The sequence below is a fragment of the Desulfatiglans sp. genome, from assembly GCA_012513605.1.
GTDB lineage: Bacteria > Desulfobacterota > DSM-4660 > Desulfatiglandales > HGW-15 > JAAZBV01.
Map to the genome: position 1 here is coordinate 1 of JAAZBV010000128.1, position 21,366 is coordinate 21,366.

Annotated in this window: 19 protein-coding genes; 2 read left to right on the plus strand and 17 right to left on the minus strand. The window is 45.8% G+C overall.

Annotated features, from left to right (window positions below; genetic code table 11):
- The first annotated feature begins 1 nt into the window (after position 1).
- The gene (locus tag GX654_17020) at positions 2 to 193 is read left to right on the plus strand and encodes a hypothetical protein (protein NLD38564.1); all 192 of its coding nucleotides are present in this window, start codon (positions 2 to 4) and stop codon (positions 191 to 193) included.
- A 97-nt stretch (positions 194 to 290) separates the two neighbouring features.
- Here the strand turns inward: GX654_17020 and GX654_17025 are convergent, their stop codons facing one another.
- The 8 genes from GX654_17025 to GX654_17060 all read right to left on the minus strand — a co-directional run bounded on the left by GX654_17025 (position 291) and on the right by GX654_17060 (position 10,022).
- Positions 291 to 593, minus strand: a complete 303-nt coding sequence (locus GX654_17025; GenBank protein NLD38565.1) for a tyrosine-type recombinase/integrase — start codon at positions 591 to 593, stop codon at positions 291 to 293.
- A 552-nt stretch (positions 594 to 1,145) separates the two neighbouring features.
- Positions 1,146 to 2,105, minus strand: coding sequence for a hypothetical protein (locus tag GX654_17030; protein NLD38566.1), 960 nt, complete (start codon positions 2,103 to 2,105; stop codon positions 1,146 to 1,148).
- A 24-nt stretch (positions 2,106 to 2,129) separates the two neighbouring features.
- On the minus strand, positions 2,130 to 3,059 hold the full coding sequence (locus tag GX654_17035; protein NLD38567.1) for a hypothetical protein: 930 nt from the start codon (positions 3,057 to 3,059) through the stop codon (positions 2,130 to 2,132).
- Positions 3,060 to 3,446: 387 nt separating this feature from the next.
- Entirely contained in the window at positions 3,447 to 5,849 is a 2,403-nt protein-coding gene (locus GX654_17040) for a hypothetical protein (protein NLD38568.1), read from the minus strand.
- A 19-nt stretch (positions 5,850 to 5,868) separates the two neighbouring features.
- Complete coding sequence (locus GX654_17045) at positions 5,869 to 7,110, minus strand: hypothetical protein (protein NLD38569.1); 1,242 nt, start codon at positions 7,108 to 7,110, stop codon at positions 5,869 to 5,871.
- A gap of 63 nt (positions 7,111 to 7,173) precedes the next feature.
- Positions 7,174 to 7,578 (minus strand): hypothetical protein, encoded by a 405-nt coding sequence (locus GX654_17050; protein ID NLD38570.1) that lies wholly within the window; start codon positions 7,576 to 7,578, stop codon positions 7,174 to 7,176.
- 79 nt (positions 7,579 to 7,657) lie between these two features.
- Positions 7,658 to 8,614, minus strand: a complete 957-nt coding sequence (locus tag GX654_17055; GenBank protein ID NLD38571.1) for a hypothetical protein — start codon at positions 8,612 to 8,614, stop codon at positions 7,658 to 7,660.
- Between the two features lie 118 nt (positions 8,615 to 8,732).
- Complete coding sequence (locus GX654_17060) at positions 8,733 to 10,022, minus strand: MFS transporter (protein NLD38572.1); 1,290 nt, start codon at positions 10,020 to 10,022, stop codon at positions 8,733 to 8,735.
- Between the two features lie 195 nt (positions 10,023 to 10,217).
- Between GX654_17060 and GX654_17065 the strand changes: the two genes are divergently transcribed.
- Positions 10,218 to 11,564, plus strand: coding sequence for an esterase family protein (locus tag GX654_17065; protein NLD38573.1), 1,347 nt, complete (start codon positions 10,218 to 10,220; stop codon positions 11,562 to 11,564).
- A 246-nt stretch (positions 11,565 to 11,810) separates the two neighbouring features.
- Here the strand turns inward: GX654_17065 and GX654_17070 are convergent, their stop codons facing one another.
- The 9 genes from GX654_17070 to GX654_17110 form a co-directional block, all read right to left on the minus strand.
- Entirely contained in the window at positions 11,811 to 12,011 is a 201-nt protein-coding gene (locus GX654_17070) for a hypothetical protein (protein NLD38574.1), read from the minus strand.
- Positions 12,008 to 12,292 (minus strand): DUF4258 domain-containing protein, encoded by a 285-nt coding sequence (locus GX654_17075; protein ID NLD38575.1) that lies wholly within the window; start codon positions 12,290 to 12,292, stop codon positions 12,008 to 12,010. Before GX654_17075 ends, GX654_17070 begins: the two co-directional genes overlap by 4 nt.
- A 301-nt stretch (positions 12,293 to 12,593) precedes the next feature.
- On the minus strand, positions 12,594 to 13,580 hold the full coding sequence (gene yjfF, locus GX654_17080) for a sugar ABC transporter permease YjfF (protein ID NLD38576.1): 987 nt from the start codon (positions 13,578 to 13,580) through the stop codon (positions 12,594 to 12,596).
- On the minus strand, positions 13,577 to 14,635 hold the full coding sequence (locus tag GX654_17085) for an ABC transporter permease (GenBank protein ID NLD38577.1): 1,059 nt from the start codon (positions 14,633 to 14,635) through the stop codon (positions 13,577 to 13,579). Before GX654_17085 ends, yjfF begins: the two co-directional genes overlap by 4 nt.
- Positions 14,632 to 16,161 carry a sugar ABC transporter ATP-binding protein gene (locus tag GX654_17090; GenBank protein NLD38578.1) on the minus strand — a complete coding sequence of 510 codons (1,530 nt, stop codon included), beginning with the start codon at positions 16,159 to 16,161 and terminating at the stop codon, positions 14,632 to 14,634. Before GX654_17090 ends, GX654_17085 begins: the two co-directional genes overlap by 4 nt.
- 160 nt (positions 16,162 to 16,321) lie before the next feature.
- The gene (locus GX654_17095; protein ID NLD38579.1) at positions 16,322 to 17,281 is read right to left on the minus strand and encodes an ABC transporter substrate-binding protein; all 960 of its coding nucleotides are present in this window, start codon (positions 17,279 to 17,281) and stop codon (positions 16,322 to 16,324) included.
- Positions 17,282 to 17,303: 22 nt separating this feature from the next.
- Positions 17,304 to 18,521, minus strand: a complete 1,218-nt coding sequence (locus tag GX654_17100) for a 4Fe-4S binding protein (protein NLD38580.1) — start codon at positions 18,519 to 18,521, stop codon at positions 17,304 to 17,306.
- A gap of 24 nt (positions 18,522 to 18,545) precedes the next feature.
- Positions 18,546 to 19,799 carry a divalent metal cation transporter gene (locus GX654_17105; GenBank protein NLD38581.1) on the minus strand — a complete coding sequence of 418 codons (1,254 nt, stop codon included), beginning with the start codon at positions 19,797 to 19,799 and terminating at the stop codon, positions 18,546 to 18,548.
- Positions 19,800 to 19,815: 16 nt separating this feature from the next.
- A complete protein-coding gene (locus tag GX654_17110; GenBank protein ID NLD38582.1) occupies positions 19,816 to 21,306 on the minus strand; it encodes an FAD-dependent oxidoreductase in 1,491 nt (496 codons plus the stop codon).
- Positions 21,307 to 21,366 lie beyond the last annotated feature (60 nt).

Sequence of the window (21,366 nt, forward strand, 5' to 3'; positions counted from 1 at the left end):
CATGCCAAGAATAGCCAGACTAGATACACCAGGTTTATTACACCATGTGATGATCAGGGGGATAGAACGCCGCAGGATCTTCAAAGACGATGAAGACCGTGAAAACCTCATGGAAAGGCTTTCTGATCTCCTGCCCAAAACAAAAACACAATGCTATGCCTGGGCCTTCATGCCCAATCATTTTTTATGTTGAGCTCAACATAATAAATGTTATGTGAAGTTTAAAATTATGTTGAGTTGAAGCCGATCATTTTAGGATTCTCCTTTATTTATCAACCTATCTTAAATATTTACTGCACATAATTGTGGTGCCCTTTAAGTGTTTTGAGCCACTCCAAGACGCCTGGGTTTTGCCATGGAAGAGATTTTTTGACATTAGGGGCATTAGTATTTTGTAGCATTTTAAGTTTCATTTTCATATCGATCTCCACGTAAACATGTGTGGTATTGATACTTGCATGTCCCAGCCAATAGCTGACCATGTTGATATCATTTCCTGAGCGCAGCAGGTGCATTGCCGTAGTATGTCGAATGGTATGAGGGTTAAAATATTTTCTAGTGATAGATGGGGAAACCGAAACCGGGACGTCCATAAGAAACTAAATAACTTGATAGTTAAAGAATGATCTGTTAGTTAAGTTAGGCATTATGCCAAGACAATCCAGATTAGACGCAACTGGGGTATTACATCATGTAATGATAAGGGTCATAGAACTAAAAAGAATATTCCAAGACGATGCAGACAGGGATAATCTTCTCGAAAGATTGATAACTTAGAAACTTATGGACGTCATTACTCATTATATGTTGCAGGGCGCAAGGATTAAAGCGTAAGGCAAAAGCAATGAACACCGAATGAAAAAACAATAAGAGAAGAAGGGCACAGGCGCTGTGCCCCTACAGGTGTAAAATAATTATGGTGCGGGGTGCAGGGGGAAAACCGGGCAGACAGCCGCCTTCGCCAAGGCTATGGCGGGCCATGCGTCAGGCCTGCCCCTACGAAAGACAAATGGATTCCCGATCGAGTAGGGAATGACGGACTAAAATTGAACCGCAGAGTGTAAGTCAAAAAAATTGAGACTGTGGGACATAGATAAAAAGGTAAAAAATTACTTGATTTACCTTTTTACCCACTCCATGTCCTGTTACCAGCCGCTCGGCGTATTGAATGGGGCCATGACCCCTACAGTATCAATCTGGTGTATCTCTCCTCCCCAGATTTTGTATATATGCATGGCTATCATGTCAAAGGGATCATATTTTCTTTCTACCTTATCCCTGCCAGGGTCATTAAGAAGCCTGTACTCCTTTTTATCCATCTTATGACGAAAATTGGAAAAGCCTATTGCAAGCCCGGTCTTTGTATCTGCTATTTCAACCCTCCTATCAACAATGTCACTTATATATTCAAAATTCTGTAGATTGATCTGGCTCCTGCATGTGACCATGCCCAAAAGACCAGCCGGCCGTGGCGCTGTACCGGGGATACCTACTCCGCCCAAATGCCCGCCTGTCGGTGCGGTTCGATATCCGTTTTCAATCCTGTCGCAGTCGTCTGCAAAGGGGGCGAGATTACCATTGTTCAGATCAACCGCATCATAATATGATTTTGCAATATGGATAAGCCTACCGCGCGAATCCGCGTATTCATATGGTATTTCCATGGGGATGGCAGGCCTCACCTTTTTGAGTGTGTCAGGTATTTCAGTTCCGCGCAGTAACGAGACAAGGTGCTCTGCCTCAACAATTTTGCCATTGGAAAGTTTTAACCGGAATCCGACTTGTGCGGGTTTTCCTTCGGACTGCATTATAACCATACCTCCTACTTGTTGTGAAAAGGTATCGGGCACTATTATTTTGAATTCAGTGGGGCCCGCAGTTGCTGTTTTCCAGAGCCCTTCGCCGGGCTTAATCTGTTTTGCATTTTCCACTGTCCTCGCATCCCTGGCAAAGGACATATTTCCAGGTGTATGTGTCACCAGCGCTGAAAGGTAGTCATCTGCCATCTTTATCAGGCACTCACGGTCACATTCAGCAGCAAAAATATTTGAAATATTGAAAGCAAACATTACAACTACTGCCAGTAAGAAAAAAAATCGTCTCATAAAATCTCCTTGTTTTAAAATATATTACCAGCCGGAAGTGGCTCCAAAGGGCGCATTCACCATTACTGCTTCAATAGAGATGATCTGTCCATTAACAATCTTAAACATCTCGGCCAGGAGCAGGGAACGGGGTTTATAAAATCGTGTTGGAAGTTCATCAAAAGGGGTCGGGAAAAATTCAAAGTCTTCTCTTTTACCGGGCATATCAAAAATAAACATTCCAAAGACCAGACCCCTTTCCTCATCAGCCATCAGAAAGCGGCGGTCTCTGATCTCCGTGATATAGGCGTAGTTCTTATTATCAAACTGTTCCTTGCATCCGGTTGCGATTGTTGCCGGGTTATTGGTGGTCTGGGTGCCGTTTTCAAAGCGGTTACACTCCTTGTGAAAGGGTACTATATCGCCTGTGTTTTGTTCTATGCCTTCAAAATAGCTGTTAGCGATTTTTATCAATTTATCGCGGGGAGAACGCTCCGATTCGGAAAGCACCTTTGCATATATTTGCCTTGGCTCTTTGAGCGCTTCCGGGCTGGCGAATGAGGCCTCATCTTTTCTTGCCACGATAGTCTCAATCTCTGTTATTTTATCGTTTGCAACCTTTAACCGAACCATGAAATTGGCAAGGAGCATTGATTCTTTGACCACGCCAAACACCATAACCTGACCCACCGAAGGATCTGCCATGTATTGTTTATAGTTTATCTCCTTTGCCGTCTGAAAAAGCCCTTTACCGAGCTTAATGGGGTAACCGTTCTCTGTGATCTTAACATCCTTTGCAACCACCAGACTTTGAGGATTGTTTTTTACAAGCTGGCCAAGATAGTTATCCATCACCTTTATCAGCCCCTCTGAACCCATTTTACCGGTTGAGGCAGAGGTATTATTGCAGAGCACAAAAAGGCACAACAATGAAAAAGTGATAAAAATAAGTGCGTTGATAAAATATTTTTTCATAAGATCTTCTCCTTTAATTAATATCAAAATCCACACCCTATCGGGGTGATAATGTCAAGAGGCAATGCCTGAACATTATGAACCTACAAAGCCTGATAAATACATTATTGCGTGCTATACCTACACGTCATGCCAGACTTGCCTGCCAGTCTGTAGCTTTTACGAAGGCTGGATCTGGCATCCAGTTGCTTTGAGAAAAACCTGGATTCCCCGATCATGTCGGGGAATGACGATGGGGGTAGGCCATCATTCCACGGCTTGACCGTGGAATCCAGCAAAAGAATCTCTAAAAATAACAAAACGTTGCTTACCCCTATATTACATAAAAGATAGCTGCGAAACTTTATTTCATAAACTAGTACTGCAACCTAAACATGCCATAATTCATCAGATTTCTACCTCCATACGCCTGATGATATCATCCTGAACCCCTTTGCCAAGATCAGTAAAATAGGCGCTGTAGCCTGCAACCCTTACAATCAGGTCCCTGTGATTTTCCGGGTGCTGCTGTGCGTCCAGCAGCTCTTCGTTTCCAACGACATTAAACTGTACCCACTTGCCTCCCATATCGCCATAAGTTTTTATGAGAATGCCAAGTTTTGCAAGCCCTTCACTGCCTCCAATAAACGACGGGTGCAGCTTGATGTTAAGAAGCGCAGACGCGCATGCTGCCTGGTTGATTTTTGCGGCACTCCTCAGCATGGCTGTTGGACCCTTTATGTCCATGCCCTGGGCCGGCGATACTGTTCCATCAGATAATGTTGTTCCGGCATACCTGCCGTCAGGGGTTGCCCCGATAATCGAGCCCCCTGCAAACATGGATGAAATCGAGGCTCCTCCGATTCCCCTCACCTTTGCGTTTGCGGGCCTGCCAAAGGAGCGGTAATTTGATTCCACATCGATCAGAAAATTATAGAGGTCTGCTGCAATCGAGTCTGCATAATCATTGTCATTTCCATATTTGGGTGCATTCAGGCATAATCTCCTGATATCATCATTGCCTTCCCAGTTTGCATCCAGTGCCTGTTTTAGTTCTTTAAGGGCGATCCTCTTTGTTTCAAATACAACCTGTTTGATAGCCGCAAGCGAATCCGCTGTATTGATAGCCCCAACCGGTATCATTACAGCCCTGAAATCATATGGGGGTATGGCGTCCCTGTTGGAGAGCGCCTTACCCATCCTGACACCATCATGCATAAGAATCGTCTCAACTATTTCAACAATATCGTTATAACCATAAACATCCCCTGATCTCCCGGACACAAGAAAGCTGTGTTCATGCCATATACCGATAAAATATTTCAGATAATCCTTAAACCCTGCGATGAATTCTTCAAAGGTTTTGCTGTCCTCAACATCCGGTTTATGCGGCCCCACTTCCAGCCCGGTTCTAGGGTCTGTTCCATTGTTCAGATAAATTTCAAGAACCTTTGGAACCACAAAGAACAGGCCGGCTAAGAAACTCTGTTTGCCAGGGACAGCAGGGTCCACACAGCCGGCCAGGTGATAATCACGGGCCTCAATAAGTGGAATGCCGCCGGATGTCATGTAGTCAATAAAGGAACCATCCAGCGCAAGGGCTGGCATACCGATACCGGTCTTTACCACCTCCAGGGCCTTGAGCATCAGATCTTCCGGTGTGTTCTTATGCACCCTCAGGGTAATGGTGTGGTGAGGCGTCCTGACACGGGTTGCCGCCTCAAGGACGAGCCAGGTCAGTTCATTGCTGGCGTCTTTGCCATCAGCCGTGACACCGCCTATGGTCATGTTGCGCCATTTTGCAAACCCTGAGTGCTGGGAGCGTTTTGCTGCTGAAAGCTTTATATTTTCAGGTCGCATGCTCTTTACACGCAGTTCACACAGAAGGTCCAGCACCTCTTCATCAGTGATCTTTCCCTCATCCCTCTCTTTTTTATAAAAGGGGTACATATACTGGTCAAACCTACCGAAATTATGTGTTGAGCTTGGTGTTGAGATGATCTGGTTGAACCATAAGGACTGCATGGCCTGATAAAAATTATCAGGGGAATTGGCAGGAACAATGCGGCAGGCTGAGGCAATACGTTCAAGATTTTTCCTGCACACAGCATCTGTTTCCTCCGCCGCCATTCGTATAGCCTCTTCAGCATATCTTTCAGCAAGCCGGATTATTGCCTTGAGCACGATCAATGAAGCGGTCAGGAATTGTTTTTTGTTAACAGCCTCCAGAGAAAAAAACCTGAGATTTTTAAGCTCTTCCTCGATCTCCTCTATTATAGGGTTAAGCCCTTTCATCCATCGCCCAAAGTCAGTATAACAATCAGTAAAGTTAAAGGAGAGGCAGAGGCCGCTCCCCGCATAGGCGCCCCTGAATTCATCCCTGTTTTTCATGGGCGGTAATGTAATACCGACCTTAAGATAGTTAAAGAACCTTTCGTCAAAGAGCTTTGACTGCGCATACTCGGAACACCTGGTTGACCAGTACCTGCCCAAATCTCTCATAAGGGGCCAGTCCGCATCATCCATCGAGATAATCCCATCTTCTACTGCGACCCTGATTGCATCCTCTTTCCAAATGCCCAGGAACGGATCAATCTCTGCCCCCCACGGTTTACTGGCTCCTTCACCAACAAACAGTTCATCCCTGTAAATAATCAGCGGGATATTTTCCAGTACATTTGCATGGGCCATGGCATATCTGATTATAGCGGGTTCTCCTTCAGTCTGTTTACAGGACTCTGTAATCAGCCGCGCCTTCTCAAAACAGAGGGGAAATTTTCCCCTGCGAATCTTAATTGCAGGATCTTTCATTTTTAAAACCTTTTTAAGTCTAGTACCTCTCATAAATCGGTACAAGGTTGCCGTATTTTGCAACCAGTTTGTTCCAGTCTTTAGGTAATACTATCTTTTTTGTAACAAGGGCATTATTGAAAAATCCCGGCCCTACGCTCTTTAACAGGCCTATAAAGGAGCCCGGCCCGCCGGCTACCAGGATCATGAGGTTTTCAGTATCCATTTTAGCCGGATTTGTGACCTCTTCAAAACCGGAGATTACAACCGGTTTGCTGTGTTCTGCTATATAATCCTTGACCTTCTGCTTTGTATACCCTTCACCTGCCAAAACCTTTGCCCAGGATGGAATAAGAATAACGCTCGACATGCTGGTGGTACCCATGGTTACAAGGGTATTAAGAATCCCTTTTGCATCTGTGCCACCCGGGACTGTCTGAGTAAAGGAGTTGGGAAAGAAGACTGTTACAGTGTTGTCTTCTTTCGTAAAGCCGCGCTCAACACTCAAGGGCTCCCAGGGGCTATTCTCTTCATCCTCACCTATCACAAGGCTGTACTTGCCGGGGTTGCCTATGACACCCATGTCCTCGATAGCCTTTCTTGCCCCGCCGATATTCTTTACGATCAGCCCCACAGCCCTGCCGATTGCGGAATTGGCGATATTGCCCGGGCTCAACGATCCGGAACCGGAATTGACATGTATATCTCTTCTGATAGGGCCGTTTATGGTAAGGGATGGGGCCCATGAACCTGTGCTCACCTCAAATGTATCAAACCTCGCCTTTGGATCTGAAAATGCCTCCACTGTTGCGATCAAAACAGGCATGTGGGTAGGGAGCGCACCTGCCATAACCGCGTTGATGGCTATCTTTTCGATGGTGGCCTTTCCTTTTCGCGGTATGATCTTTCCCATAATATGATCGGGCGGAAGATCAGTCCCTTTGAGCATCTCTGCTACTGCCGCTTCAGTTGGCGGAATAATAGGCAGACCATCGCCCCACCCCTTGCGGTAAAAGAACTGGTTTATCTCCTGAAGTGTCCCCTTAAAAGCAACCCTTGGGCTCTTGCCTGTCTGCTGTTTCGGGGATTTCTCTTCGGCCGTAAGAGGTCTGACCAGGGCATCAACAGCATCCTTCATGGCGGCTGCTACACCCTCTTCAATATCAGCAATGATGGTAGATTCGCAGGGCACTGTTTCTCCTATAACCCTTATCCCGGGCATTCCCTTGCTTGAAGCGGCTGAATGGGCATCATTAACAAAACCTACATTAGCCAGTAACACGACCGGCTTATTAAAGTCCTCGACTGATATTCCGGTATAGACGAGGTACTTTGTGCAGGAGCCTCAGTCACCTACCAGGAGAATTGCTGCGTCAATATCATTTACCCATGCAGTAAATTTCTCTTTATTTTTTGTCTCGATCTCATTCACATTCGGCTCTGTAGATTGAAAAATGGTTGTCTGGATATCGGGGTACATCTCCTTCAGTCTCTTATCGACTGATTTTGCCATGGGCATGGCTGCACGTTTAGTGTTGACGTATAACCCGATCTTTTTTCCTTTTAGGCTATCGAGCCTGGGAGAGATTCCACGCATGGGGATCGGGTCTACATCTGCCCAGGGGCTTAATGCCTCATATTGAATTTGCTTTTCTGTACCGGAATTTCCTGCGTCTTGAGCCATGGATGACCCCTGAAAAGCGAAAACGGCCAGAAGCCCTGTAAAAAGTGCTGATAATAATCTGTTCATGTCAGTCTCCTTTTCTTTTAAATTTGTTTTTATTACATGGCTTATAAAAAGCATATATTGAACCTGCTTTTTACGCCTTTTAACTTTCTCTTATCACACCATCACGAATAATAAGCTTTGGATGCCTTTGTTTCTTATATAAAGGTATGCCGCTGCCTTCTTCCTCTGTTATCAGGCTCCTGAAGCGGCGCAGCTCCCCATACTCTTCCATTGGTTCAGCGAGTTTTTCAAAGATCGATGTCATTGTGTTCATCATATTATCCGCTATATCCCAGTTCACCTCCATGGCGCCTGTTGGGCAGAGCTGTTCACATAACCAGACCATGCAGGGGCCGCAGGTATTATAGTTTATTTTTGGTGAATCGGCCAGATCAATGCTTTTAGTGGGACAGTTATCCATGCATTTAGTGCATTTGGGATAAAGGCATATATCCGCATTATGCACTGGCTTAAGTTTAACCATATCGGCCATTCCCTCTCCGCCGCCAAGGTCCATTACTGCCCCGTAGAGTTTATCGTATTCTTTCCTGTCAGGTAATTCCGGTATGAGGTGAGTATCTCCCTGTGCTATCCTCAGGCTGCGCTGAGTGATATCCTTTCCGAACTCCCTTGCCTCTTTCAGGTCGATTTTATCAGGGTGTCCATCAGTATAATATGGTTTTGGCATGAGCGGTATGAAACCGCTGCCATACCAGTCATTCCAGCCGGTAACTGTGAGCCCCTTTCTCCTTAGCCCTTTTACCACCCTTTCTATGTAGCCCCCTGCGCATGTGCCGTGTGTGCAAAAGGTAAATCCATATTTGCCTGTCAGATCAGGCATGGCACTAATAAAATCTGTTACAGGAGCGGGCTCCTGAAAACTCTGCACAAAGGAGCCCAGACCAATCAAGTCATATTTTGATAATTTATTGATATCCACATCCTTCATAGGTGCGATATCACATTCATTAAAGAGCTCTTTGATGCCGGAGTGTATTTTCTCAGCTATCTGTTTTGTGTTCCCTGTCCATGAGTGGTAGATTATTATACTTCTCATACAAATATTCTCCTTCTTAATTTTTAACGATACCAAATAGTAGCAGGGAAAATATAATATAGTTGCCCGAAATTATTGTAATCTGCTATCTTTCACGGGCAGGCACGGGGGCCTGCCCCTACAGATTATAATTATTTCCCTGTACCCTGTGCCCTGAGCCCTGTACCTTGAGCCCTGTCTCAACCCTATCCATCTCTTCCAGCGCCCTGCGCCTGCGGTAATATGATGGCAGCAGCAGGATAAATACAACAATGGCCATCAGTATCACCAGTGAAGCTGATTCAAACATAATAGAATAATTATACATATCATACACCATACTGCCTAAAACAGGACCGAGAAAAAGGCTTACATCTATGCCGATATACAGGGTATTGCTGGCAACCCCTCTCTTAAGGGGTGTTTCGGAAAGCATGCACATGGAATACATTGCAGGCTGAAATGCGCCGAATCCTAAAGATGCAACAGCTGCGCCAATGAGCATTGTGCCGATTGTTTTCGCTGATCCTATTATAATAAATGAGAGGGCCATTATTATCAGGCTTGGGATAAGAATCCTGGTTAATCCGTATCTATCGGTCAGATAACCGCTTGCCGGTCTTGTAATTACAAGGACTCCTGCCAGTACAGTATAAAATGAGCTTATCCCCGAAATATTGAGCTCTTTTGCATACTCAACAGTATACACATTATATAATGACCACCCTAAATAAATAAAAAACATAACCAGTGCCATGGGAATCGCATGAACAGAGGCTATATTTTTATACCATGCCCCTGTGCTTAATATATCTTCCTTTGTTTTTTTATCCGGTAAAAGAAAAAGACCCGGAATGAGCCCCAGAAATGAAATAACCGCTGCAAAAAGAAAAACAGATGTAAATCCAAAGTTTTCATTTTTTAAATTTGTGCCAAAGTTCAGAATGCTTATTCCCAGGGTTGGCGCCAAAGCCATACTGAGTGATGAACTGAGCCCGTAAATCCCCATCCCGGAGGCCATTTTTTCTTTGGGAAGGTTATCCCCGGCCAGGGTCATCGTAAGGGTTCCTACAAGTGCATACTGAAGACCATGAAGCAGCCTGAAAGCGATAAAGGCAGATATATTATCAAAAAGCGCGTAACCGATATTTGCAACTCCACCGATAAAGAAAACCAGTATCATCAGTTTTCGTTTGTCAAATTTAGTAAGAACCGGGCCTGATATTGGCCGCATTGAGAAGGCGACACCAAAAAAGATGCCTGTTAAGAGCCCCATAATATGGGCGCTGGCCCCCAGATGAAGGGCATAGGAGGCAATAAGAGGATTTATGGCAAAATGTGAAATGGCGAGTATAAAGGATATCAGCAATATACAAATAAAATTACGGTTCCATATTGTGACCGGCACCCCTGTTTTTGAACTCTTCAAGTAATGACTCCTTTTTGACCTCGGTTAATTATATTGACACAATATGGACTTTTGTATACTTGTATACATTAGTAATGATTTTGGCAAGAACAGAGTGCTGAAATTTCAAATTCATCTGTGAGCCATCAATATTTTTATCGGGTTTCAATATGCTCGATTAACCATCCTGTAATAAATTACTAAAGGAGATTTACCATGAATAGATCAATAAAGTTGCGTTATGGATTTCTGGTCAACTGCCTGTTCCTGTCACTGTTAATCCTGACAACAATCGGAAGTCAGATAACCTTTGCAGCCATTGCTCTTCCCGGTCACGCGCCGGAGGGCTTTAACAAAATCAGACCGGATATCCCGCAAGGTAAGCTGGAGACCATTACCTATAATTCAAAGAGTATAGGCGTAGATCGCAAGGCGGTCGTCTACACCCCTCCAAACTATGATCCGAATAAAAAATATCCGATTCTCTACCTGATGCACGGGATAGGAGGAAATGAGACCCATTGGACAACCCTCTGCTCAGCCAATAAGATCCTCGATAACCTGATTGCTGATAAAAAGGCTGTGCCAATGATCATTGTAATGCCTAACGGACGGGCCACAGCCGAACCGCCTTCAGGTAATTTCATGGCAGACTTTAATTACTACGCCAACCTTGAGCCGGACCTGCTGAATGATTTGATGCCCTATATTGAATCACATTATTCTGTAAACAAGAGCAGGGACCACCAGGCCCTTACAGGCCTTTCCATGGGAGGAGGTCAGGGGCTTAATTTCGGGATCAACAATATCGACAAATTTGCATGGGTAGGCGGCTTTTCTTCTGCACCCAACCTCCAGCCGCCCACTGTTCTCGTACCCAAGATTCAGAATGCCAAGGAAAAACTGAGCCTGCTCTGGATAGGCTGCGGGGACAAGGACAACCTGATTACTGGAAGCTGGAACCTGCATAAGGCCCTGGATGAGGCAAAAATTAATCATGTATGGTATCTTGATTCAGGGGTGCACGAAGTCCCTGTATGGGATAATAACCTGTACCTGTTCGCCCAGATGCTCTTTAAACCCGCAGGATCAGTTACGCCTCCGCCCTCTATTGGAACATATGACGGCACCCAGCCGATCAGTATGGGAATGGGGATGCCGGGCATGGGCCGTGGCCCAATGCCGGGGGCCGGTGCACCCGGTGGCGGGGTCAATTCCGAGTTTACGGCAACAAGAGAGAATGGCGGGAGTTCATCAAAGGGGATCGCAGGGAAATGGATCGCAAAGGATGGTGACAACAATTTAAAGTATGATTTCAGGGTTGATGGCTCCATACTCACAGGCACCATCGAGAATACGCAAATGCCAGGGGCAATTGAGATTAAGGATGGAACAATACAAGGAGACAATCTCTCTTTTTCCTATGAACGCAAGATGGGTGAACAAAGTTTTACTATGAAATGGACAGGAACCCTTTCAGGCAATGAACTCAAGCTGAAACGCAGCCTCGGAGGCGGTATGGGCGGCTTTGGAGGCGGAGGGATGCCGGGAGGTGGACGCTAACAGAAGCGTTGGGTTTACACAATCCAAAGCTTTAATAGGGTACGGAGTTAAGTAATATGTGAAAAGATGATTATCTGCTTTTTATTATTGATAGATAAATCAGATACTCTGTAATGCAAAGGCAGTTAAGGTTTTTATCTTAACTGTCTTTTGCTTTTTATTTAGGTGGTTAATGCAAACCAATCTTTAGAGGCTCTGAAGGTTGAATCAATGTGGGTAAATATTCCAAAAAATGATAATAAAACGTCAAGCCGCATTTTTTGCTAACAGCTCGCGAACTGCAGGAATAAGTTCATTTGGAACTTCAACAAAAGTCTGAGATATATCTTCCCAGGCAGCTTCATCTTCTGCAACAGCTTCTTCCTCTGTCTGGCTCTCATAATGATCAAGGACACATTTTACACGTTCTTCATCCCACCCTTTTGGAAACCTGTTTTTTTTCATCAGTTTATTCTCCTTTTCCCCCTGCGCTTAAACGCCTTTAGAGGCTTTCCTTTTAATTCATAAGCAGTAATTACGAATATACTATCAGGCTCAGAGTCCTGAACATAAATAACCCGAAGATATTTGCCACCCCTTGTCTGACCAATTGCGATCCGAGAATTTTCTTTACCTCGTCGATCTTCGCTTGGTTTCTGTAACACATCCTTCACTTCATTTTCCTGCACATCATGATTGTAAATATGAGGCAGATTTGTTTCTGGATCTATGTAATAGCGAATTTTCATTTTATTATATCAGAATACAGTTTTTGGTCAAATTTCCGATGCGAAGCAAATTAAATGATAATTTTTTTGCACACAATATATGAAAATACATGTGTCGGGTCAAGAAAAGAATACGTTGAGCAAGCGGCAGGTAGGCCGATGACTCTTTGCAATTTTATCAGGTGTGGATTCACCTCGCACTAAGTAGAAAAACACATACAATTCCTCACCAAAAAAATGACATTAGGCACATTCCCCTCCTTAACTTGACATCAGTACACCCGGTACGAAACTGGAAAAAATGTTTATTTAGGAAGGAGTTCTATGTTTTAACCCTTGATCCTGTTTTTATCTTCCCTAATGAAAGATATCGCTGCAGCAGGATAAAGATACACAAAAGGATGCCGATAAAGACCTTTGTCCACCAGGTGCTCAGGTTCCCCTGAAACGTGATGATGGTCTGGATCAGCCCCAGGATCATGACACCGATAACTGTTCCCTCCATAAAGCCCACACCGCCTGTTAAAAGGGTTCCCCCGATAACAACAGCGGTAATTACATCCAGTTCAAGTCCTGTGCCGGCAAGCGGGTATCCAGCAAGGGTATAGAGGGAATAGACCAGCCCCCCTGCTGCACAGATGGTGCTGTTGAGGGTGTATATGAGGATTTTGCTCCTTCCAACCGGAAGACCCATTAGGATGGCAGATTTTTCATTATCGCCTATGGCATAAATATTTCTGCCGAAACGTGTATAATGCAGGATATATGCGCCAAGCATAGCCATTACAATAAAGGTAACCGCATAGGCAGGTAGCCTGATTCCATTACCCAGTGGAATAGAAGCCTTTGAGATAGTGAGAAAAAGTTCATTGCGGATGGGCACAGAGTCAAGGCTTATCACGAAGGATAGCCCCCTGGCCAGAAACATCCCGACAAGGGTTACAAGAAAAGGGGGCATTTCAAGAAAGTGTATCATGCTTCCCATAGTAAAGCCCAGCACTGCGCCGCAGAGGAGGCAGATGAAGATAACCATAAATGGCGATATGCTGGTGCGTGATAGCAGGTTTGCACATAAAACCCCGGTAAATGCGACAAGAGAACCAACAGAGAGATCAATCCCTCCTGAGATGATGACAAAGGTCATGCCAATGGCGATGATGCCGACAAAGGCGTTATCTATAAAGAGGTTAATAAAAACACGGAGAGAAAAAAAGCCTTTATAGGCAAATGTACCTGAGAGATAGATCAGGATGAATACCAGAAAGGTTGAAAGGATTGGTATATTTTTCTGGCTTAATCGAAATCTCATGATGGCCTGTCTCCTGAATGTAAAATAAGCGAGAGCTGATCCCGCAGTTTTTTAGACTGGATCAGCGCCACCATGATGATTATTACTGCCTTGAATACCAGCACGACCTGGGGCGGGACACCGCGCGTAATGATGGTTGTTGTAAGGGACTGGATAATAAGTGCCCCGATGATAGCGCCAGCCATTGAAAAACGTCCTCCGTTTATGGTCCCCCCGATAATAACAGCGGCGATTGCATCCAGTTCCATAAATATTCCTGCATTGTTGGCATCTGCTGCCTTTATATCCGCAGTAATGATCAGACCTGCAAGGCCAGCGCAGAACCCTGAAAAACCATAGGTTAAGGTTGTTATCATCCTTACCGGTATCCCCATGTAACGGCTTGCAAGGGGATTTGCGCCTGATGCCTCAATGAAAAGCCCGAGTGTTGTTTTTCTGGTAATGGCCCAGGTGAGAATAAAGAGGAGAATCACCATGATAACAGGGAAGGGCAGCCCCAGGAAGAAACCGCTTCCTATGAACTGGAAGGGTGCATGCTCAAATACAATGATCTGCCCGTGTGTGATTAACTGTGCAATCCCCCTGCCCACTGTCATGAGTATAAGTGTGGCGATAATAGGCTGGACACCTATGTAAGCCACAAGAAAGCCGTTCCATAACCCCAGAATGATTGATAGCACAAGAGGCACAAGAAGCACTATGATCAAAGAGGTCTGGTCACCATATTCCAGGATGCCTTTAACATAATCAGGCCTGATAAGCTGCGCTGCTAAAGCCCCTGAGATGGCAATGATTGCGCCCACTGACAGATCAACGCCCCCGGTTGCGTAAACCAGGGTCATACCGATTGTGATAAGTATAACCGGCGCACCCCTGTTGAATATATCTATCAATGAGCCGAACAGGTGACCGTTCTTTATCTCAATGTGGAAAAATCCATCTGTGAAAATCAGATTGAATAAAAGTATGGCTATAAAGGCGAGCAGGGGATAGATGATGCTCAGGTCTGAAGAGCCAGGGTTCAAAAGAGATCTCTTTTTCTTAACAATGTTCATAATCTCTCTCCAGTGCCTTCCTGAGCAAGTGTTGTCATGATTGTCTCTTCAGATATATTTTCGCCCGAAATCTCCCCTACCTTTTTTCTGTCCTTCAGTATTGCGACACGGCTGCATGTGTGAACGATCTCTTCCAGCTCAGAGGAGATAAAGAGGATGCTGCGGCCTTCCTCCCTTAACCTGAATATCAGTTTCTCTATCTCTGCCTTGGCGCCCACATCAATACCCCGTGTGGGTTCGTCCAGTATCAGGAGGCGCGGATTCATGGCCATCCAGCGGGCAAGGATAACCTTCTGCTGGTTTCCACCGCTCAAGGTTCCGGCCTTCTGCTCTCTGCCTGATACCTTTATCTTTAACAACTCTATATATTGGTCTGTTATTCTATCCTGTTCCTTCCTTGATATGCTCCTCAAGAAACCTCTGCGGGACTGTAGCGGTAGAACGATATTTTCTCTTACTGTAAGATCCGGGATAATGCCTTCGGTTTTCCTGTCTTCAGGGCAGAAGGCTATTGAATGAGAGATAGCATGCCTGGGAGAGTGAATGGCAACAGGTTCATTGTCTATTTCCATTGTTCCGCCTGTGGGCCTGTTAATGCCGAAAAGGAGTTTTGCCACCTCTGTACGCCCTGAGCCAAGCAGCCCGGCCAGGCCAACCACCTCACCTTCGCATATCCCAAGATCAAACGGAAACAGGACACCCTTTTCTTCTACATTATTGAGGGTCATGAAGGGTTCTTTTTGTGAAGGTGTCTCTTCAGCTCTTTTACCTGATGATACCATCTCCTGTTCCAGCTCCTTACCCAGCATCTTTGATATCAACTGAAAACGCGGAAGCTCTGCTGTTTTGTATTCACCGATAAACTGCCCGTTTCTTAAGACCGTGATTCGGTCTGATGTCTCATATACCTGGTCAAGAAAGTGTGTAATAAAGATGATGCCCATTCCTTCATCCTTAAGCCTCTTCATTGTCTTGAAGAGGTTTTTGCATTCCGCCATGTCAAGGCTGGAGGTTGGTTCATCCAGGATCAGGATATTTGCCCTGATATCAATGGCCCTTGCTATGGCCACCATCTGCTGGATAGCTGTGGAGAAAGAGGAGAGGGGGAGGGTTACATCGATTTCAAGATCGAGTTTGGCAAGGGCATTTTTGGCATTCATGTTAATGGCCTTCCAGTCAATCCTGATGCCTTTCATGGGCTGGCGGCCTATAAATATATTTTCCGCTACAGAAAGATTGGGGAGCAGATTTATCTCCTGGTATACGGTGCTGATTCCCTTACTGGCCGCATCCATGGGGGATGAGGCATCGAACTCTTTGCCTTCAAATTTAATGGAACCGCTGCCTTTTTTATGGACTCCTGTAAGCACCTTAATCAGGGTGGATTTACCAGCGCCATTTTCACCCATGAGCGCATGGATCTCCCCGCGCCTCAGGGTGAAATCCACAGCGTCAAGGGCCTTAACACCGGGGAAGCTCCTGGTCAGGCCTCTTATTTCAAGCAAAACATTGCCAATATCTGGCATCAATATCTCATCTCCTTGTTAAACAACAGGGCAGACGCAGGGGTCCGCCCCTACGTTATTTTTACCTGGCCCCCTATCCTGTCAGGTGCAGCTTCAGAAAAGGCCGAAATTTTATAAGTTCTGGCTGACATCTGAACGCTGATTGCTGAAAGCTGCCTTTTTAATACTTCCTGCTCCCTATTGCCTCAGCGGCAGTCTCCTGCGGAAACACCCCCTCTTCTGTTACAATCTTTTTAGGTACAGATTCACCCTTTGCCAGCGCCTCCACTGCATCAAAGAGCTGCGGCCCAAGGAGCGGGCTGCACTCAATAGTGCAGTTCAGCTTTCCCTCTATCATTGCCTCAAATGCGCCTCTTACAGCATCAATGGAGACAATGATAATATCTTTGCCAGGCGCCAGTCCATATGCCTCTATCGCCTGTATGGCGCCTATGGCCATGTCATCATTATGTGAAAAGAGGACATTTATGTTTTTACCTTCAGTCTTAAGAAATGCCTCCATTATCTCCTTACCGCCTGACCGGGTGAAATTCCCGCTCTGGCTTTTAATGACCTCCATTCCCGGATGATCTTTTATAACCTCCTCAAAACCCTTCTTTCTGTCAATAGCAGGGGCAGAACCCACAGTACCCTGAAGTTCCACTATTTTCACATTCGTGTAGCCATTTTCAACGAGCCAGCGTGCGGCCCTGCGGCCCTCCTCAACAAAGTCTGAGCCCATGAATGTCACCCATAAAGAGTCATCCTGCACATCCACCCCGCGGTCAATCAGGATAACAGGTATACCCGCATCCTTGGCTTCCCTCAGAACCGCCTCAAATCCGGTTTCAACAACAGGAGAAAATGCGATAACATCCACGCCCTGGGCAATGAAGTTCCTGATAGCCTTGATCTGGTTCTCCTGCTTCTGCTGGGCATCTGAGAAGATCAGCTTTATGTTGGCCCTTTTTGCCGCCTCGCTCCGGATGGATTCGGTATTGGCGACCCTCCATGCACTTTCAGCCCCTATCTGTGAGAAGCCCACAGTAATGGTGCCGTCATCTTTGGCTGTCTGTGAACAGCCTGAGATGAATAACAGAGCTGCACAAATTATAGCAGCGATCTTGATTTGCTTTTTCATATTATGATACCTCCAAAAAAAATTAGATTGTTCCTGTTTGTTTCCATACCCTTATGGCCTTGATATCTCCTGTCGGGCAATATGCCTCACAGGCCCCGCAGCCATTGCATTTTATTGGATTAACAGCGGGATATGATTCATAAGCCTCTTCATCCCACGTGATTTTTATCGCCTCAAAGGGGCAGGCGCGTATGCAGGTATTGCAGTCGCTGATGCCCCAGAGGCAGAGGGACATGTCCACCCTTGCAATCCCGATTACATACCTGTTCTTCTGCTCCAGATTAAGGTGCTGTAAAGACCCGCTGGGGCATGCCTTTGTACATGCATTGCAATTTTCATTGCAATATTCTTTGTTAAACCGGATTACCGGTGTGAAAAACCCCAGAACACCTGAGCCTCCAGTATCAGGATGTATGATCCTGGAGGGACAGGCACGGACGCAGTTGCCGCATCTTAAACAAAGGGCTGTGAATTCAGCCTCCTTAATTGCGCCCGGCGGACGCAGCAGGGAATTCATGGATTCTGCATGTCCCGCTTTTTTTGCCAGGAGGCCTAATCCCAATCCTGCTGCAATTGCGATAAATACCCTGCGCGTGGATGGAAGCAGCTCTTTATATCCATTTATTACCTGTGGCTCTTTTACCGGCCTTTTTATAAATCTCCTGCAAAAAGAGGCTGCATCATCAAGAATATCCTGTGTTGCGCCTAAAGGGCATATGCGGGCACACCATAGATTACCCGAAGTCAGTGAAAGCAACAGTAAGATTACCATGCCTGAAATAGAAATAATAACAGCGGATAAAGCTGATGCCTTATAGACAGAAAATGCACTGTTTAATAATGCGAGCGGGTCCATCCACAAAAAAAGAGGGTATCCGACTATTGCGCCTGCAATGGTTAAAAGCACGATGTATCTGCCTATCGGGGGAGAGCCTTTCCACCAGGGTTTAACAATGGGCCTGATCCTTGAGACATTATCAAGTAACAGGCCGACAGGGCATACATAGCGGCAGAAAAACCTTTTTCGGAACAGGGCAATAAAAGAAAAAAGGAGGCCCAGAATTGATCCAAGCCATAATGCCCCTCCTGCCAGTATTGTACATATTGTTACAAAGGGGCTTGCCTGGACTAATATCCTTGAGCTGTGAACCCAGAATGGGAATGGCAATAACAGCAGTATTGTTATCACAAAACATCCCAGCCTTACATAAAGGCGCATATTTTGCCTTTCTCCAGTCATTTATTAAAAACCTCCATTACCATATTAACCTGCAATTCTAAGATAGATATAGTAAGCGGATATCAGGATCTGTATTATAATGGCTGCACCGCTCCACAACCTCATTACAGAACCTGGCTGATCAGAAGCAGGAACCTCTCCCCTGAACATGCTTCTGTGATTAAGCCATGCTATAAAAGGCCCCACAAGAAAGGCAATTACTGATGTCATGTCAATAAATGCTTCAAAGCTTTTCATCAGTGTGGCTATAACTGCCAGACTTACAATAACCAGGAACACCATCACCCAGTCATAGAAACGCCTGCCCATAAATTTATTGCCTGACCCTGGCAGCATCTCAATAGCAAGCGCCTCTATCACACGGGGATATCCGTCCATCACCGTGATAAGGGTTGAAAACATGACAGTAATGGCTGCTATACCTATCGGGTAATAGGCCCAGTTCCCCACAAGTTCGGTAAAAAGCCTGATAACCTGATTGGCAAAACCAATGGAATTCTTTTCCGGGGTTATGCCGTTGCAATACATCACAACCATGCCCAGCAGAACAAAGCATACGGCCAGTAAAAAGGTAGTGATAAAACCGATATTAAAATCCAGCTTTGCCTCAGAAACAGTAACCTCACGTCCAAAGTCCCTTGCCTTTGCGCGGGCCCATAAAGACTGAAGCACAGATGCATCCATGGGGGTGGGCATATAACCTGCCATTGCAACCACATAGAGCATGGTGGCCCCGTCAAAGCTGACGCACCCAAGTGACATACCATGAAATCTCAGCTTGAACAGGGCGCTTATTGTGGTTATTATGATCAGCAGTGTGAATACTGAAACTATCCCTTTAGTCAGCCTCTCCAGTATATGGTAACGCCCTGTTATCAGGATCACGGCGCAAATTATAAGGAGGAGGCCGTTGTCAACCAGCATCCCGAATGACACCCCGAGCACAGCATTGATAAGCGCAGTGGTAACAAGCGTTATTGCCGCTGTAATAAATACCATGCTCAATAACTGGGAAAGCCCGAAAAGCCAGAGGGTCCACCTGCCAAAGCTGATATAGCTGTCCACAAGTGAACGGCCCGTTGCGGCAGCAAACTCGCTGCCGAAACGAATACCGGGATACTTGACCAGACAGAAAAAGAGGATAAAAGGGATCATTGCCAGACCATACACTGCACCTGAGCGTGTGGAGTAGACCAGGTGTGATACACCCACTGCTGCGGCAGTGTACAAAATACCCGGGCCAAGTATGGCCCATAGATTGTTGCCGGACTTTCTCATTCCATATTCCTCATGCCTATCCAGGAAGGATTACGCCCCTCTTTTTAAGGGTTGCCTGCAATGCCTTTATATCAATCTTTCTTAAGTCTGTATTGCCCGCTATTGCCTGTGCCGCTGCTACCCCTGCTGCCTCGCCAAGGGCAATACAATGGGGTATAAGGTTAAAATATTCATTTACAATCATCTCAGATGCAAATGCCCTGCATGCAACCAGCATATTGTCCACCTTTGCCGGTATCATGCAGCGGTAGGGCATGTATGTTACCGGGTATTTTATAGAATCCTTGCCGCGATCCACATCAGGGAATACTGCAACAGTATCTGTGAAGGGGGTCTCTGTATTCATGTCCTTTTCACTCACTACATAATCTCCTGTAACGCGTCTTGCGCCGCGGGTGCCGAGCTGGGGGTTTGAGAGCACAATGAAGCTCTTCTCAAAACCGGGGATATGCTTCTTGAAATAATCGTGAGTTATCAGCATATCCTTACGGCCTTTAAACTCAACACGGGTAAGCTCATCCACATCCACCTGGCTTGTGTTTGCATAGCGCGGGAAACACCATACAACATGCTCCTGGTTTTTCAGGTTGCTTGTGAGGAATCCCCCGTGCCCTCCAGCCTTTCTGACCTCGCGCATGTGATCTGTCAACTCTTTAGTGTGTGACGCTTTGTAATCGTCATATTTTTTAAGGTCAACATTATCTATCCAGTATGAAAATGAGAGGTTGGCAATCCTCATTGTGCGTTCTATATCCATCTTGAAATCGGCCCCTGCATATGGCAGAAGGTCACCATCGCCTGTGGCGTCTATTACAACCTTTGCAAGCACTGCCTGTCTTCCTGACTTGCTCTCAAAGATGACACCCCTGGCCCTGTTGCCCTCCATTATGGGCTCTGTTCCCCATGCATGGAGGTATGTCTTTACCCCTGCCTCTTCAACCATATCCTGTAAAATGCATTTTGATATCTCGGCATCAATATGAGCCGAGTATATTACCCTCTGCTCACGTATATTAAAAAAGGAGCGGTTCTGGTAATATGCCACAAGCTTTTTATCATCCGAACCCCAGTGCTCTTTTTTCGGGTAATCAGCCGCCTCCCTGCGGTCGAGCCGGTCTATCCACTCCTGGGTAATGCCTGCTATCTGCTGTTTACCGCTGAAGTCGCTCAGGTTGGGGATAATGGTAACAAGACCACCTGTGCCCATACCGCCAAGGTGCTCGTATCTTTCTATAAGGACAGTATCTGCGCCGCTCCTGGCCGCTGCTACGGCCGCGCCTATACCACCGGGGCCTCCGCCTACAACCACAACATCGGCTGTTCGGCATACCTTTGTCTCACGGGCTGCCTCCTTGATTGTCTTTCCTGTAATCGCGGCCTGCTGGGCTGAACTGACTGATACAGGAAGCAGCATGCCTCCTGCCCCGGCAGCAATGGCTGCGCCTGTAATAGTAGTATTTTTGAAAAAATCACGCCGTGTTATGCCCTTTTCTTTTTGCAATTTCATGATTAAAACTCCTCTATAAAAAAATAAATATCTTATTTCCATACCTTCATTCAAAACTGT